Source organism: Peribacillus simplex (genome assembly GCF_030123325.1).
GTDB classification, from domain to species: domain Bacteria; phylum Bacillota; class Bacilli; order Bacillales; family DSM-1321; genus Peribacillus; species Peribacillus simplex_D.
Window position 1 is genome coordinate 753166 of sequence record NZ_CP126106.1, and the last position, 14820, is coordinate 767985.

Here is a 14820-nt window from a genome sequence, read left to right on the forward strand (position 1 = left end):
ACTTCTAATAATGCCTCATATCTAGTATAGTTAGAGAGGAAAAGGGGTGAAGGCATGTACTTGACAGTAAAAGAGACTGCGGAATATCTATCGATGCCGGAATCATATATAGAAAGTTTGATCGTTCAAAATAAAATCCGTACCGTTCATGATGGTGAACAGCATTTGATTTTTAAAGATCAGTTTAAAATGCATCTCGAACAGATGGAGAAGTATAAGAAGGAATTGGCGGATTATTATAACGAACCCATCCCCGAAGATATCGATGTGAAGGATGAAGATTAGCATTTGCCAATTTGGCAGATGTTTTTTCATGCAGAAATGGCTTAGGATAAAAGATCGAATTTTCCAGAAAAATATTAATGACGTCTCCTTCATGGGTTTTACTGATCATTCAAATAATTTTGTTGTCAATGGAAGGTAATTGTAGTAGAATTCCTCAATTCCGTGTAAAATAAAAGGTAAAGGAATTATTACGGCAGAACGGTAGTTAGGAGATAGGTAAGTGGTAAAAGAGTATTTGCAAAGCGAAGGTTTTTCAAGGTTAATTACATTAATTGTGTTAGTCCTCTTTTTAATTAGCATCGGTAGTATGGTTAATATCGTGTTATTCACATTTGTTTTCACTTTCCTGATGGGAAGGCTGGAGCAAATTATCATGATTCGGCTGAATAAAGTGATGCATATCAATTCCAAGGTTGTTATAAGCTTTTTATATGTAGTCGTCATTTCTTGTTTAGCCATCGTTCTTTATAAATATCTACCGGTCATTACGCTACAATTCACGGAATTAGTGACACAGATCGTTTTCTTCTTTCAACATCCACCAGATAGCAGGGTCATTCAATATGCCATTAATATAATGAACGAGCTGAAATCTCCGCTCGATCTTCAAACACAGATGAATACACTCTATCTTTATATATCCGATTTCGGTAAACTGGCATTTCAAATTTTCATTTCCATGTTGCTTAGTCTATTTTTCTTATTGGAAAAGGATAAAATCATTCGTTTCACTTCTAAATTCAAGCGGGCCAAATTTAAATCTTTCTTTATAAACTTAAGCCACTTTGGCGTCAAATTCATCAATTCATTCGGAAAGGTGATTGAGGTCCAGTTCTTGATAGCCATCACGAATGCCGTCCTATCTGTAACTTTCTTATGGATTCTTGGCTTCCCGCAGTTGCTCGGTCTAGGGATCATGATTTTCTTCCTGGGTTTGATTCCTGTTGCAGGGGTCATCATCTCCCTCATTCCACTTAGCATGATTGCCTATAGTATCGGCGGCATGCCCAAAGTGATTGCTGTATTAATCATGATTGTTGTGATCCATGCAATTGAAAGCTATATTTTAAATCCGAAATTCATGTCGGCAAAAACAAATCTTCCAACATTTTTCACCTTCATCATCCTACTGTTTTCCGAGCATTTCCTTGGGATATGGGGATTGATCATCGGAATACCGATCTTCATCTTCCTGTTGGATATGTTGGATATTGAAGAGGGGAATATGGAAGTTCCATAATTATCATTTGAGCAGCGGCCACGCTAATATGGCTGCTGCTTATTTTTGTTCTATTAAACCTTTTGAAAAATGGCGCTAACTGTTTTCAATATAATATCCATCAATTTGAGTAAAGGGGAAAATGGTCCATCTTTCCCTATTAGAGCATAGTTGCGTTTTTGATTTACCGAGTTAATTGATTAAAATTTTATTTTACTAAAGTTATTTATCGACTTTTTATTGCATAAAAAAACAAATAAACGTATAATATTCTTAAAAGAATATACTGAAAGTTCTCTAAAGTTAGATTTATCTGTTTTTTTTAAAAAAGAGAGTTTACGAGAGAGAAGAGGGGATTATTTTGAAGAAGGTTTCTTTTTTAGTGTTTGCCATGGTTGCTTCTTTGTTACTAGTCTTGACAGGATGCGGGAAGGGTAAGGAAGTCTCGACAACTGGTAAAGAAGAAGAGTCCAATGGGAAAACACTCAGGATCGTGACGGACGCCAACTATGCTCCATTTGAATATCTTGAAGGAGATAAGATCGTAGGATTCGATGTTGATTTCATCAATGCCGTGGCAAAAGAAGCGGGTTATGAAGTTAAATTGGAAAGTGTCGGTTGGGATCCGATTTTTGTTGAAATCGAAGGTAAGAGAGCGGATGTCGCCATATCTGCGATTACAGTGAATGACGAAAGAAAACAATCTTATGACTTCTCTGTTCCGTATTTCTTATCCACAAACAAGATTCTCGTTCCTGAGAATAGTGATATAAAATCAGGGGATGAATTAAAAGGAAACGTCATTGCCGTTCAGACTGGTACTACTGGACAGGAAGCGACAGAGAAACTCCTTGGAAAGAATCACAAGGATATCAAAAAATTCGAAAATAATAACCTGGCCATTCAGGAATTACTAAAAGGCGGAGCTTCGGCTGTCGTAGCTGATAATACGGTCGTTGAAGAATATGTGAAAAATAACCCCGATCAAAAACTGAAAGTCGTTGAAGATAGCAAAAGCTTCAATGAGGAGTTTTATGGTCTTATGTTCCCAAAAGGAAGTGAATTGAAATCGGAGTTCGATAAAGCCGTGAATGCCATTTATGAAAATGGGAAATATGCAGAAATCTATAAAAAGTGGTTTGGTACTGATCCAGATATTGAAACCTTGAAAGCACAACAATAAAAACAAATGGATAGTAAAAGATTGCGTAACTTTACGTGTGAAGTTACGCAGTTTTTTTGGTCTTAGGAGGGAAACAAAATGAGTTTTCGCTGGGATATTATTTTTGAATATGCTCCTTTCTTATTAAAAGGAACGTTGCTTACAATTGGGCTGTCGGTTTCCTCCATCCTCATCGGAACTTTTTTGGGGCTAATGATCGGTTTAGGGAAACTCATGAGAAACAAAGTGCTTGCCTTTCCATTTTACTGCTATGTCACGGTTTTTCGAGGAACACCGCTTTTAGTTCAAATCTTTTTAATCCATTTTGGAATTGTACCCTTTTTTACTGGTGAAACGAATGCAGTGACTGCCGGTGTCATTGCTTTATCTTTAAATGCAGCTGCATATATTGCCGAAATTTTCCGGGCGGGCATTCAATCCATCGATAAAGGGCAAATGGAAGGGGCGCGTTCATTGGGAATGACCCATATCCAAACAATGATACATGTTGTATTGCCCCAAGCTTTCAAACGAATGATTCCTCCGTTAGGAAATGAATTCATCGTATTATTGAAGGATTCATCCCTGCTTTGTGTCATTGCTGCCCCGGAATTGATGTATTGGGGGAAAGCGATGGGGAGTCAGTACTTTAAAGTGTGGGAGCCATACTTGGCGTGTGCCTTCATCTATTTATTCCTGACCCTCATTTTAAGTTTCGTATTAAATAGACTCGAAAGAAGGTTGAAAACAGAATGATCAAGGTGGAGAATCTAAAGAAGTCATTTGGCGATAATGATGTATTGAAAAATATCAATGCAATCGTTTCCCCTCGGGAAGTAGTCGTGGTGATTGGTCCTTCTGGGTCGGGGAAATCCACTTTCCTCAGGTGTATCAATCAACTTGAAACGATAACGGGAGGCCATATTTTCATTGAAGGGCTTGATACGACAGACAAGAAGGTCAATATCAATAAAGTCCGGACGGAAGTTGGCATGGTATTTCAGCATTTTAACTTATTTCCACATAAGACTGTACTTGAGAATATAATGCTTGCGCCTATAAAGGTCCGCAAAATATCCAAAGAACAGGCTTCCCAAAGAGGGATGGAACTGCTTAAGAAAGTGGGACTTGCCGAGAAAGCGAACGCATATCCGGATTCATTATCGGGTGGGCAAAAGCAACGTGTCGCAATTGCCAGGGCGTTGGCGATGGAGCCCAAAATCATGCTATTCGACGAGCCGACTTCCGCTCTAGATCCGGAAATGGTCGGTGAAGTTCTTGAGGTCATGAAGCAACTGGCTAAAGAAGGCATGACCATGGTAGTTGTGACCCATGAGATGGGGTTTGCAAAAGAAGTTGGAGATCGCGTGATTTTCATGGACGAAGGTTATATTATTGAAGAAAATATTCCAAGTGAGATTTTTAATAATCCCCAGCAGGAAAGAACTAAAGCCTTTTTGAGTAAAGTACTTTAATTACACGTAAAGAAAAAACCTTCCTTTAAGGGAGGTTTTTTTTCGGAGCACATCAGGGGGCTTCATTTGATATATGAAGCGCCTAAAAGCGATTCAGGGCTTTTACCGAGCACGAGCATACTGATTTTGGCATATCCAATATTTTTAATTTGGGAGAAGGTCTGAAGTAATACCTGGATATTCGGATCATCCTTTAACTTTTGAACTTCCTCTATATATAATCCGATAACGGAGGGCATAACGAATTCAGGGGTGTTTTCGTTAGGGTTTTCATCCATGATTAATGTGCCCATAAATTGATATTTAAATTGAAGAGCCCGTGTTAAGGCAACGACATGGAGCAGTTTATTAAATAGTTCGGGGTATGAATATTTAATTTTCTCTAAAGCTGCTTCAGTTGCCTGTAACTCATCGACACTAGATAAAGTGATCATGAATATCTCCTTTTTAGAATATATTGAATCCATCAGCATTTACCGTGCTTTTTACTTATACTAGTCTACCTCCGCCGTAACGCCATGTAAAATGGTTAGATGTTATCATGTGCATAACCCAAATCTATGATAGTGCTTACATCAATCATGATAGATAATTCACTACTCATGAGACAATGCTTCCCTCGTATATTTCAGCCATTCTTTTGCAGCGTATGAAAGGTAATGGTCCTTACTCCATATAAATCCCAAATTCCAACTGATGGAGGGGTTTTTAACCTTGATGGTCTTTACGCGCTCATCATGACGGCATAAACTTTCCGGTAATAGAGCAATTCCAAGTTTACAGTAGACCATTTCCTCAATAAAATCCCAGCGTGAGCTTTCCGTGACGATGTAAGGAGAAAAACCAGCTTCATTACAGGATGAAATGATGAGATCACGAAGGACGTAATCTTTATTGAATAAGATGAATGATTCGTTTTCCAGGTCGGCCAAATCGATTTCTTCCTTACAAGCATGCGGATGGGTGGGATGAACAATCAAGTTGATGTCTTCTTCCAAAAAAGCAAAATGATGAAAATGTGCGGTGTTGGTTGGCAGGACTATTACTCCTATATCAATTAAGTCATTTTGGACGGATTCTTCTATTTTCTTTGAACCATCCTCTATTAATTGAAAGGTAATATTGGGATAGTCTTCGTGAAAACGGCTAAGAATTCGGGGGAAGAAAGAAGCGTCGATGATCGGCGGCAGCCCGATGCGTATATGTCCCTTTTTTAAACCTAATAAATTGTCCATTTCCGTTTCTAAATTGTGAAAGGCCTTATCAATCAATTTTGCCTGCTCTAAGACAACCCTGCCTGCATCGGTCAAGATCAGTTGCTTACGTGAACGATCAAAAAGCTCAACACCTAGCTCGGTTTCCAGGTTTTTAATCATCTTGCTTATGGTCGGCTGGGTAATGAATAAATGGTCGGCAGCACGGGTGAAGCTATTGAAATTGGTTACCTCTATAAAGTATTGCAAATGTTTAATATCCATTGCGTCACCTGTTATCCTCGTTTAAAATTAGTTTCATTTTACCCGTAAAAGGAAGTGTTTGTAAAACATGATAAGCTTTGCTGGGGTACATGCACGCATAAATAAGCTGGACTCCAAAGGGGAACCCAGCTTATGAAAGGGCTGGCAAGAGTATCTGCCGTATATTTTATTTGACCAACAAGACGGGCACTGGGGAATGTTGAACGATATAGTGGCTCACGCTGCCTAGGAATTCCTTGAAGCCACTCAATCCACGGCTGCCCATGATGATAAGGTCACAATTCTGGGATTTTGCATGTTCCAATAAAGTCGTGATGGCTGAACCCTCCACGACAAATGTCTGGGATGCATTCGGGATTTCGGATAAAAGCGCTTCCGCTTTTTTAATCACTTCCCTGCCATACTTGAGCATGGATTCTTCGATTTCCTGAAAGGCATTGCCATATATATTTGATTTGATTGGCAGCGTTACAGCGTGAAGCACCTGGATTTCGATAGCGGGATCCAGCTTCGCTATTTCAATCGCTTTTTCTAAAGATTTAAGTGCCAATTCAGATTCATCATAAGCAACTAATATTTTTGAACATAGCATTTATCGATCATTCCCCTCTTTTAAAGAATATACCCCTAGTATATCAATTTAAATCTTTCATGCAGTTTCATATATTAGAAATTTTGTGAATATTTATTGAAGTTTACGTTAACGTCAATGTTAAAATAAAGGTAAATAATCCCTTTGCAAAGTGTGGTTTTAACATGTACACCATTTCTGAGTTAGCAAAAGAATTCGGATTGACGACAAGGACCCTCCGTTATTATGAGGAACTGGGTATGCTTAGGCCAAAGCGTACCGAAACGGGAAAAAGAGTTTATGGAAAGAAGGAATATGCACAGCTCAAAATCATAATGCGCGGTAAGAAGTATGGTTTTTCGTTAGTCGAAATAAAGGATATAGTCCTTTTATTCGATAAGGATAGGACAGGCATTAAGCAATTGGAAAAAACGATTGAAACTGCAGGACAGAAATTAAACGAAATCAACGAACGCATTAAAGAGCTGGATGGTTTGAAACAGGATTTTGAACAGGTAATCAAAGGCTTTACCGAAACCCTTCATGACCTGAAAGTGAACGATAAAACAGGCAAGCGGTGAAATTAATCTTGAAAATAGGTTTTGATGATAGTGAGAGATGAATATATATTCTAGAAAACAAATGGGGTGGGAATTTGGAAATTCAAGAAACCATTGCAGTTGTGACAGGCGGGGCTTCTGGTCTGGGAGCTGCGACAGTAAGAAACATCATTAAAAAAGGAGGAAAAGCGGTCATATTTGACCTCTCGGAAGTAAACGGAGCTAAAATGGCTCAGGAATTGGGAGATTCAGTGCTGTTCATTAAAACGGATGTAACTAGTGAGGAAAGCGTATCGGTAGCATTGGATGAAGGAATGAAAAAATTCGGGAGCATCAATACGGTCATCAACTGTGCAGGCATTGCGATTGCAGAGAAGGTCATAGGCAGAAAAGGTATCCATGAATTGAAAGCGTTCTCAAATGTCGTGCAGGTCAATTTGATCGGTACGTTTAACGTAATCCGGCTTGCGGCGGAAAAAATGGTCGAAAATGAACCGAACCAAGAGGGGGAGCGTGGGGTCATTATCAATACAGCTTCGGTAGCTGCCTTTGAAGGACAAATCGGACAAGCCGCATATAGTGCCTCTAAGGGGGGGATTGTTGCTATGACTCTCCCGATCGCAAGGGAGCTTGCCACGAAAGGGATACGTGTCGTATCGATTGCACCCGGTCTATTCCATACTCCGATGTTCGATTCATTGCCTGCAGAAGCTAGGACGTCATTAGGTAAAACCGTGCCATTCCCCCAAAGGCTCGGGTATCCCGAAGAGTACGCTAAACTAACGGAAAGCATCATAACGAATCCAATGCTGAATGGGGAAACCATCAGACTTGATGGGGCCATCAGAATGTCACCCAGGTAAGTGTTAATTCCTTAAGGGCAATTCATTGTATATCTGGAAAAAGGGCCTCCGACAAAAAGAAATGGAGAGGAGAGAGAACAGATGAAGCATCCATACCTAATTGAAGATCATGAAATTTTCCGTAAGTCATTCCGTAAGTTTTTAGAGAAAGAAGCAGTTCCCAACTATGAACGATGGGAAGAAGAGAGGATCATTCCCCGGTCATTTTGGGTGAAAATGGGGGAACAGGGTTTTTTATGTCCGGACCTTGGAGAAGATTATGGGGGTTCCGGGGTAGATTGGGGCTTTGCTGTCATAATTAATGAAGAATTGGAAAGAGTCGGTTCTGGTTTCATTGGTTTCGGACTTCACAGTGACATCACCGTTCCGTATATTTCCGCATACGGAAATGAGTCGCAGAAACAGCGCTGGCTTCCTAAATGCACGACAGGGGAAATCATTACGGCCATTGCCATGACCGAGCCTGGAACAGGTTCGGATTTGGCCAATATTAAAACGACTGCCATTTTGGATGGAGATCATTACATATTAAATGGCCAAAAGACATTCATCACAAATGGCATTCATGCGGATTTGGTCATCGTTGCCTGTAAAACGGATCCAAGTGCCGTTCCGAAACATAAAGGTGTTAGCTTAGTCGTGGTCGAAAGGGATACACCCGGATTTTCCAGGGGGCGAAAACTGAAGAAACTTGGCTTGCACAGTCAGGATACAGCAGAGCTCATTTTCGAGGATTGCCGTGTTCCAAAGGAAAACCTGCTTGGTGAAGAAGGCAGGGGGTTTACTTACTTAATGGAAAAACTGCAGCAGGAACGCCTTGTAGTGGCAATTTGTGCTCAAACCGCATCTGAGGATATGCTGGCCGATACGATTGAGTATGTGAAGGGCAGGGAAGCGTTCGGAAAATCCGTAAGTCAGTTTCAAAATACACAATTCAAAATCGCGGAAATGGCAACGGAAATCACAATGGGGCGTGCCTTCCTAGATCAATTGATCGCCAAACATATGGCTGGTGAACAGGTTGTAACGGAAGTTTCGATGGCAAAATGGCGTTTGACGGAGACTGCCAGAAAAATATCCATTGAATGCATGCAGCTCCATGGCGGCTATGGATTTATGGAGGAATACAAGATTGCCAGAAGGTATCGGGATGTTCCGGTAGCAAGCATCTATGCCGGGACAAATGAAATCATGAAGAAAATCATCGCTAAGAACCTGGGTCTATAATAAAAAGGATGAGAAGGGGAGAGAGTATATGCGGGAAGTGGTTATCGTTGAAGGGATCCGCACGCCAGTAGGCAGAAGGAACGGTGTCTTGAAAGACGTTCGCCCTGATGATCTGGCTGGGGAAGTATTGAAGAAGCTGATTGAAAAGGCGGGCATCGATCCGGCCATTGTCGATGATGTCATTTTAGGCTGTGTTTCACAGTCGGGCGAACAGGCCGGTGATATAGCAAGGGTTGCTGCACTGATTGCCGGGTTTCCGATTGAAGTGCCGGGAGCGACGATTGACCGTCAATGCGGATCAAGTCAGCAGGCAGTCCATTTCGCTTCCCAGGCCATCTTGTCAGGTGATATGGATGTGGTAGTGGCCGGTGGTGTGGAAAACATGTCACGAGTCCCCATGGGGTCTAATTATCAAGGTGCTGGAACAAGCCAAAAGTATATGGACTCGTATGAGGTGATCAACCAAGGTTTGTCAGCTGAGAGAATCGCCGCTAAGTGGGGAATAACACGGAAAGATTGTGATCAGTTTTCCGTTGAGAGTCATGCCAAGGCAATACGTGCTCAAAATGAAGGGCATTTTAACCGTGAAATGATATCAGTAACGGGTACCGATAAAGAAGGAAATCAAATCGAAGTTACGGAAGATCAAGGCCCAAGGGGCGGAACCACGCTTGAAGTTCTTGCTGGATTGAAACCGGTTTTTCAAGAAGGCGGTTTAATCCATGCAGGGAACTCAAGTCAGATCAGTGACGGTGCTGCCGCTTTATTATTGATGGAACGCAGTAAAGCCGAAGAACTTGGATTGAAACCGCGCTTTAAAGTGCATACACGGGTTGTTGTCGGGTCAGATCCCACCCTGATGCTTACGGGACCGATTCCCGCCACCCAAAAAGCTTTGGAAAAAGCAGGTCTTACAATTGATGATATCGATATCTTTGAAGTGAATGAAGCTTTCGCCCCTGTACCGATTGCCTGGTTAAAAGAAACGGGGGCAGACCCCAAAAAGCTGAATCCAAATGGCGGGGCGATTGCCTTGGGTCATCCTCTTGGCGGAAGCGGGGCCCGATTAATGGTGTCGATGATCCATGAGTTAGAAAGGACGGGCGGCCGTTATGGGCTGCAAACAATGTGTGAAGGCCACGGCATGGCGAATGCAACCATCATTGAAAGATTGGACTGAAGCCGGACTATCCATTTAGGAACATTCGTAATTCGCACGAAAGTAAAAGCTGAAAAAGGGATGAAGCCGACCATCGGCAGGCTTTGCCTGAACTCTTCGGAGTTGATGGTGGTTACTTGAGGAGGAACATGATATGTCAGTAACGATTAAAAATATCTTTGATCAGACGGTTCAGAAATTCCCCATTAAAGAAGCTATCTACGACGTGAGAAGAAATATCCGCTATACGTACATTCAATGGAATGAGCAGGTGAATAGGTTGGCGGCTGCCCTTCAAGGGGAAGGGGTGCGAAAAGGGGACAGGGTCTCTACGTACCTTTACAATAATGAAGAGCTTGCAACAGCATTCTTTGCCTGTGCAAAAATCGGCGCAATCTTTAATCCAATCAACTTCCGATTAATGCCGGAAGAGTTGGCCTTCATCTTGAACGACGCTGCTCCAAAGGTCGTTTTATTCGAACACGAACTGGAAACGAACGTTGCCGCAGTTGAAAAGCGATTTCCGGAAACGGCTTTTTGGTATATTGATGATGATGTGCCTCGATATGCAAAAGGTTACCGCCAGAAAATGGCCAGTATTTCGTCAAAGCCTGATGAAGTGGACGTTCACGAAGATGATATCTATGCCATCATGTATACGAGCGGGACAACCGGACGTCCAAAAGGGGTCATTCACCTTCATAAAGACATGGTCAAACAATCCGAGATTTTAATAGAGGCCATGAAGTATGAACGCTCTGATATCGGTTTGATCACTGCACCGATGTTTCATTGTGCCGAATTGCACTGTTCCTTTTTACCACGCATACAGGTCGGTGCCGCAAATGTCATATTACATCAGTTTAATCCCAAGAAGGTCATGGAATTGATTGAAACCGAAGGAATCACCAAGTTTTTTGCTGCACCCACGATGTGGAACATGCTCATCCAGGAAAACTTGGATGAGTACAAATTCCAGAGTTTGAAGCTTGGGCTTTATGGAGCAGCCCCGATGGCTCCAACACTTGTACGCGCCTGTCAGGAGAAACTCGGCATCCAGTTCATCCAAGCTTATGGAATGACTGAAATGGGTCCCGCCATCACTCTCCTAATGGAGGAAGATCAAATCAGGAAAGCGGGTTCTGCCGGCAAGGCATGTTCCGATCATGAAATAATCATTGCCCGTCCGAATGACGAAGGGCCATCGGATCCCGAGGATATGCTGGAACCTGGGGAAACAGGGGAAATCCTTGTGAAGGGTCCGTGTATCATGCAGGGTTATTTTCAAAAAGATAGAGAGACCGAAAAGGCGCTTTACAAAGGCTGGTACCATTCCGGTGACATCGGTTTCCTGGATGAAGATGGATATCTGTGGGTCAAGGACCGGGTGGACGACATGATTATTTCTGGAGGGGAAAATATTTATCCACGTGAAGTGGAGGATACACTATATGAGCATCAAGGAGTTCTCGACTGTGCAGTACTTGGTCAACCGGATGATCAATGGGGGGAAATGGTGACGGCCTTCATCGTAGCCAAAGACCCAACGCTTGCAGAAACAGATTTAGAAACCTGGTGTAGAAACAGCGTTACACTAGCGAACTATAAACGTCCAAGAAGGTATATCTTCTGTAATGAGCTGCCTCGAAACGCAAGCGGGAAGATTCAAAAATTCTTGCTTCGTAAACAGTTGGAAGAAAATGTTGATGGAAAAAGTTTGGGGAACCTGCTTTAATGCAGGGGCCAGTGAAAAGTCATTTAGAATTGCTTGGCATACGAACTTGCAAGGAAGAAATTTAATAAAGACCGTAAACGATATAGATGAATTATTATATAAATAATAATCCTGTGGAACAAATCAAGTAGAGAGAATAGTTATCCACAACGAAATTGCTGCGTGGTTAGCCTAACATCCCCTTTATCCACATAATCCACAGGGTTATCCAGAAATAACATTATTTTCATGTTAATAAGGTGAGTTATTACACTTATAGTTTGTCAGTATTTTCAGAATATATCCACAATATACACAGGGGTGTGGATAAACCATGTAAATATAGAATATATACGGGGCTGATTTACAGCCCCTTGGTTTGGTTTATCCTGCTTATTAACGGCGATTATGAGCACGGCGGTCAGCCGCATTTGCCCGGGCTTGTGCCTCGATGTCTTCCTGGTCAGCCAGTTCGGAAGAATACTCAACGTCAAGTCCGTCACTCTTCAGGTTTTTAGGAACCTGGGGAAGTTTTTGTTTGTTCTTATCTCGATTATGGTGTATATTATTTCGTCCCATGTTAGAAGCCCCCTAGAATAAAAAATAAGCTGGAGATGAATTCACTAATCATCTCCAGCTTATTTTGTGTTGAGTGGCTGTTCAAAATGTACGGGAAAAAACGCCAAACTTAACGACGGGATTTCTTCTCGGTATATCCACCAGCTCGATCTGCCTTTTTAAATTCGCGAGCATAAAGAATCGCTTGGGTACTAGTTAAGTTACTTTTTTCTTTATCGTGTTTTTTGAGCAATTAGATCATCTCCATTTCACTTAATATCCCTATTTTTTCCTAAAATGACCCTTTCATACGTGAGAATCTTCTTTCAAGATATTTTGTAAAGCTTCTTTAAGGGTTGGGAAGGAGAAAGTGAATTCTTCCTCTTTAAGTTTAGTGGGAAGGACATTTTGTCCTTCAAGCACAAGTATGCTCATTTCCCCCAGCAGTTTTTTGAGAAAGAAGGGAGGTACGGGTAACCAATGTGGCCGGTGCAGGACAGCTCCTATCGTTTTCCCGAATGTATCCATCTGCACGGGATTCGGTGCCGTAAAATTGACTGGGCCTTCTATCCGCTCATCGTTCATGCAAAAGATGATTGCACGGACCACGTCATGGATATGAATCCAGGAAAGCCACTGATTCCCTTTGCCCATCTTTCCTCCGCCGAATAGTTTATAGGGGAGGACCATCATTGGCAGTGCGCCATCTTTTTCTCCAAGAATCACCCCAAATCTTGTTAGGACCAACCTTTTACAGTAAGAGCGTGATTTAGCCGCTTCCTTTTCCCATAGTTGAACAGTACGTGCCAAGAAATCATCACCAAAGGATCCAGAGGTTTCGGTAAAGGTCTCATCGTCCGAAATACCATAATATCCGACTGCACTTGCATTAATGATGACGGACACTTTATCGGGCAATATGGATATGATCCGGTTCATCTCTTTGGAAGCTTCGACCCTGCTTTCGACAATCCGGCGTTTTCGTTCAGGTGTCCAACGCCCGCTGTTCAGGGATGCACCAGCAAGGTTAATGAAAACATCTAGCCCCGCCAAGTGCTTTTCCGGCTTCGCCTCCTTGGTCAACCAGCCGATATATGTCAAATTAGTCTGTTTTTTAAATTTATCGGGATGACGTGTCAAAATATATATGTCATGATTTTCTTTTAATAATTCATCAATAAGGGCTGTGCCGACAAAACCGCTTCCACCAGCAATGGCTATTTTCATGAAAACCACTTCCTTTCCCTTTCTTTCCTTCACTTTAACATGCCCATGTTCTTTTTTCATTTTTAGACATGCTATATATAGAAATGGTAAACGTAAAGGGGTAAAGTAGGGGTGGGGGTGGATTTATGCCAAACATAACAAAAATAACAACCCAAAAGAAACGTAAAGATCGTTATAACATTTTCGTTGACGAAAAATATGCCTTCAGTGTAGATGAAGAAGTGCTATTGAAATTTCAGTTGAAAAAGGGAATGGAACTTGATGACCTGCTTTTGGCTGAAATACAATTCCATGACGAAATCCAAAAAGCATTTACCGATGCACTTAATTATTTATCATACCGAATGCGCTCGGAATCGGAAATTCGCCTTTATTTAAAAAAGAAGGAGACGGAAGAGCCGATCATTAAGGAAGCGATACATAAACTATACAGTTTTAACTATTTAGACGACCTTGAATTTGCCAAGGCTTACGTACGGACCCATGTGAATGGAGGCAATAAAGGGCCCACTACCCTTAAGCTCGAGCTTAAGGAAAAAGGGGTGCAAGAAAAGTTGGTTGTCGAGGCATTGAAGGAATACCCCTATGATATTCAGATTGAACATGCAAGGAAACTTGCTGGAAAAGCGGTCAAAAAGGAAAAAAACATTTCCCAACGAGCTTTAAGGCTGAAAGTTGAACAAACCTTGTTACGGAAAGGTTTCCCTAGAGATGTCATCCATGAGGCACTTGAAGATGTGACGGTTGAAAAGGATGAAGATGAACAATGGGATTCTCTTTGCCACCATGCCGAAAAAATGCAACGCCGATATAAAAACCATGAAGGCTTCGAATATGAACAAAAAATGAAGCAGGCATTATACCGAAAAGGTTTTCCAATAGAATTGATCGAGCGTTATCTTTCCAATCCTGATGGGGATTAAGTGCATCGATAGCCAAATCACTAAATTTTGTTTAATATAGAAGTAAATTAATATTTCATTTAAGGAGTCATATATATGAGTGACGTAAGATACAGCAAGTTGACCGCCTATGAACTACAACAGGAAATTTCAGCGTTGACTGAAAAAGCGAGAAAAGCAGAGCAATTGGGAATGATTAATGAATACTCCGTATTGGAACGAAAAGTGACGATGGCCAAGGCCTATTTGTTAAATCCGGATGATTTCAAAAAAGGTGAAATTTATCAAATTGACGGAGATCCCGGAGTCTATTTCAAAATTGATTATATGAACGGCGTATTCGCATGGGGTTACCGCTTAGGTGGAAGCGGTAAGGAAGAAGCACTTCCAATTTCAATGTTGAAATAAAAAGGAACCGGG

General features: G+C 41.5%; 18 protein-coding genes. 12 read left to right on the forward strand and 6 right to left on the reverse strand.

Translation table 11 applies throughout. The annotated features are described in order from the left end of the window. Window positions 1-54 precede the first annotated feature (54 nt). The 5 genes from QNH43_RS03530 to QNH43_RS03550 all read left to right on the forward strand — a co-directional run bounded on the left by QNH43_RS03530 (window position 55) and on the right by QNH43_RS03550 (window position 4141). A complete protein-coding gene (locus QNH43_RS03530; RefSeq protein WP_076371105.1) occupies window positions 55-285 on the forward strand; it encodes an excisionase family DNA-binding protein in 231 nt (76 codons plus the stop codon). Window positions 286-505: 220 nt separating this feature from the next. Further along, window positions 506-1525, forward strand: a complete 1020-nt coding sequence (locus QNH43_RS03535) for an AI-2E family transporter (protein ID WP_076371107.1) — start codon at window positions 506-508, stop codon at window positions 1523-1525. A 340-nt stretch (window positions 1526-1865) separates the two neighbouring features. Next, the gene (locus QNH43_RS03540; RefSeq protein WP_076371109.1) at window positions 1866-2687 is read left to right on the forward strand and encodes a basic amino acid ABC transporter substrate-binding protein; all 822 of its coding nucleotides are present in this window, start codon (window positions 1866-1868) and stop codon (window positions 2685-2687) included. Window positions 2688-2765: 78 nt separating this feature from the next. Continuing rightward, complete coding sequence (locus QNH43_RS03545) at window positions 2766-3422, forward strand: amino acid ABC transporter permease (protein WP_283916833.1); 657 nt, start codon at window positions 2766-2768, stop codon at window positions 3420-3422. Further along, entirely contained in the window at window positions 3419-4141 is a 723-nt protein-coding gene (locus QNH43_RS03550) for an amino acid ABC transporter ATP-binding protein (RefSeq protein ID WP_076371113.1), read from the forward strand. Before QNH43_RS03545 ends, QNH43_RS03550 begins: the two co-directional genes overlap by 4 nt. Before the next feature lie 62 nt (window positions 4142-4203). Here the strand turns inward: QNH43_RS03550 and QNH43_RS03555 are convergent, their stop codons facing one another. From QNH43_RS03555 to QNH43_RS03565, 3 genes are all read right to left on the reverse strand, one after another. Beyond that, window positions 4204-4575 carry a hypothetical protein gene (locus QNH43_RS03555; RefSeq protein ID WP_283916834.1) on the reverse strand — a complete coding sequence of 124 codons (372 nt, stop codon included), beginning with the start codon at window positions 4573-4575 and terminating at the stop codon, window positions 4204-4206. Window positions 4576-4737: 162 nt separating this feature from the next. Next, window positions 4738-5619, reverse strand: a complete 882-nt coding sequence (gene cidR, locus QNH43_RS03560; RefSeq protein ID WP_283916835.1) for a cidABC operon transcriptional activator CidR — start codon at window positions 5617-5619, stop codon at window positions 4738-4740. A gap of 166 nt (window positions 5620-5785) precedes the next feature. Further along, window positions 5786-6211, reverse strand: a complete 426-nt coding sequence (locus QNH43_RS03565) for a universal stress protein (RefSeq protein ID WP_283916836.1) — start codon at window positions 6209-6211, stop codon at window positions 5786-5788. Window positions 6212-6375: 164 nt separating this feature from the next. Here QNH43_RS03565 and QNH43_RS03570 point away from each other — a divergent pair, with 164 nt between their 5' ends. The 5 genes from QNH43_RS03570 (at window position 6376) to QNH43_RS03590 (ending at window position 11734) form a co-directional block, all read left to right on the forward strand. Then, window positions 6376-6771, forward strand: a complete 396-nt coding sequence (locus QNH43_RS03570) for a MerR family transcriptional regulator (protein ID WP_063234808.1) — start codon at window positions 6376-6378, stop codon at window positions 6769-6771. Between the two features lie 74 nt (window positions 6772-6845). After that, window positions 6846-7613: a 3-hydroxyacyl-CoA dehydrogenase gene (locus QNH43_RS03575; protein WP_283916837.1), complete on the forward strand. Its 768-nt coding sequence runs from the start codon at window positions 6846-6848 to the stop codon at window positions 7611-7613. 81 nt (window positions 7614-7694) lie between these two features. Beyond that, window positions 7695-8840, forward strand: a complete 1146-nt coding sequence (locus tag QNH43_RS03580) for an acyl-CoA dehydrogenase family protein (protein WP_283916838.1) — start codon at window positions 7695-7697, stop codon at window positions 8838-8840. 28 nt (window positions 8841-8868) lie between these two features. After that, the gene (locus QNH43_RS03585; protein WP_076371125.1) at window positions 8869-10020 is read left to right on the forward strand and encodes a thiolase family protein; all 1152 of its coding nucleotides are present in this window, start codon (window positions 8869-8871) and stop codon (window positions 10018-10020) included. A gap of 133 nt (window positions 10021-10153) precedes the next feature. Next, window positions 10154-11734, forward strand: coding sequence for a fatty acid--CoA ligase (locus QNH43_RS03590; protein WP_283916839.1), 1581 nt, complete (start codon window positions 10154-10156; stop codon window positions 11732-11734). A 375-nt stretch (window positions 11735-12109) separates the two neighbouring features. Here the strand turns inward: QNH43_RS03590 and QNH43_RS03595 are convergent, their stop codons facing one another. The 3 genes from QNH43_RS03595 to QNH43_RS03605 form a co-directional block, all read right to left on the reverse strand. Next, a complete protein-coding gene (locus tag QNH43_RS03595; protein WP_034306455.1) occupies window positions 12110-12292 on the reverse strand; it encodes a YfhD family protein in 183 nt (60 codons plus the stop codon). A 109-nt stretch (window positions 12293-12401) separates the two neighbouring features. Next, window positions 12402-12524 (reverse strand): YfhE family protein, encoded by a 123-nt coding sequence (locus QNH43_RS03600; RefSeq protein WP_081088510.1) that lies wholly within the window; start codon window positions 12522-12524, stop codon window positions 12402-12404. 53 nt (window positions 12525-12577) lie between these two features. Continuing rightward, on the reverse strand, window positions 12578-13498 hold the full coding sequence (locus tag QNH43_RS03605; protein ID WP_283918274.1) for a TIGR01777 family oxidoreductase: 921 nt from the start codon (window positions 13496-13498) through the stop codon (window positions 12578-12580). 125 nt (window positions 13499-13623) lie between these two features. Between QNH43_RS03605 and recX the strand changes: the two genes are divergently transcribed. Both recX and QNH43_RS03615 read left to right on the forward strand, forming a co-directional pair. Beyond that, the gene (recX, locus tag QNH43_RS03610) at window positions 13624-14421 is read left to right on the forward strand and encodes a recombination regulator RecX (RefSeq protein ID WP_283916840.1); all 798 of its coding nucleotides are present in this window, start codon (window positions 13624-13626) and stop codon (window positions 14419-14421) included. Window positions 14422-14496: 75 nt separating this feature from the next. After that, entirely contained in the window at window positions 14497-14808 is a 312-nt protein-coding gene (locus QNH43_RS03615; protein WP_283916841.1) for a YfhH family protein, read from the forward strand. Window positions 14809-14820 lie beyond the last annotated feature (12 nt).

Bases quoted from the DNA above. Each gene is read 5' to 3' on its own strand.
- QNH43_RS03530 (WP_076371105.1), top strand. From the start codon at position 55: ATGTACTTGACAGTAAAAGAGACTGCGGAATATCTATCGATGCCGGAA.
- QNH43_RS03545 (WP_283916833.1), top strand. From the start codon at position 2,766: ATGAGTTTTCGCTGGGATATTATTTTTGAATATGCTCCTTTCTTATTA.
- QNH43_RS03550 (WP_076371113.1), top strand. From the start codon at position 3,419: ATGATCAAGGTGGAGAATCTAAAGAAGTCATTTGGCGATAATGATGTA.
- QNH43_RS03555 (WP_283916834.1), bottom strand. From the start codon at position 4,575: ATGATCACTTTATCTAGTGTCGATGAGTTACAGGCAACTGAAGCAGCT.
- cidR (WP_283916835.1), bottom strand. From the start codon at position 5,619: ATGGATATTAAACATTTGCAATACTTTATAGAGGTAACCAATTTCAAT.
- QNH43_RS03565 (WP_283916836.1), bottom strand. From the start codon at position 6,211: ATGCTATGTTCAAAAATATTAGTTGCTTATGATGAATCTGAATTGGCA.
- QNH43_RS03570 (WP_063234808.1), top strand. From the start codon at position 6,376: ATGTACACCATTTCTGAGTTAGCAAAAGAATTCGGATTGACGACAAGG.
- QNH43_RS03580 (WP_283916838.1), top strand. From the start codon at position 7,695: ATGAAGCATCCATACCTAATTGAAGATCATGAAATTTTCCGTAAGTCA.
- QNH43_RS03585 (WP_076371125.1), top strand. From the start codon at position 8,869: ATGCGGGAAGTGGTTATCGTTGAAGGGATCCGCACGCCAGTAGGCAGA.
- QNH43_RS03590 (WP_283916839.1), top strand. From the start codon at position 10,154: ATGTCAGTAACGATTAAAAATATCTTTGATCAGACGGTTCAGAAATTC.
- QNH43_RS03595 (WP_034306455.1), bottom strand. From the start codon at position 12,292: ATGGGACGAAATAATATACACCATAATCGAGATAAGAACAAACAAAAA.
- QNH43_RS03605 (WP_283918274.1), bottom strand. From the start codon at position 13,498: ATGAAAATAGCCATTGCTGGTGGAAGCGGTTTTGTCGGCACAGCCCTT.
- recX (WP_283916840.1), top strand. From the start codon at position 13,624: ATGCCAAACATAACAAAAATAACAACCCAAAAGAAACGTAAAGATCGT.
- QNH43_RS03615 (WP_283916841.1), top strand. From the start codon at position 14,497: ATGAGTGACGTAAGATACAGCAAGTTGACCGCCTATGAACTACAACAG.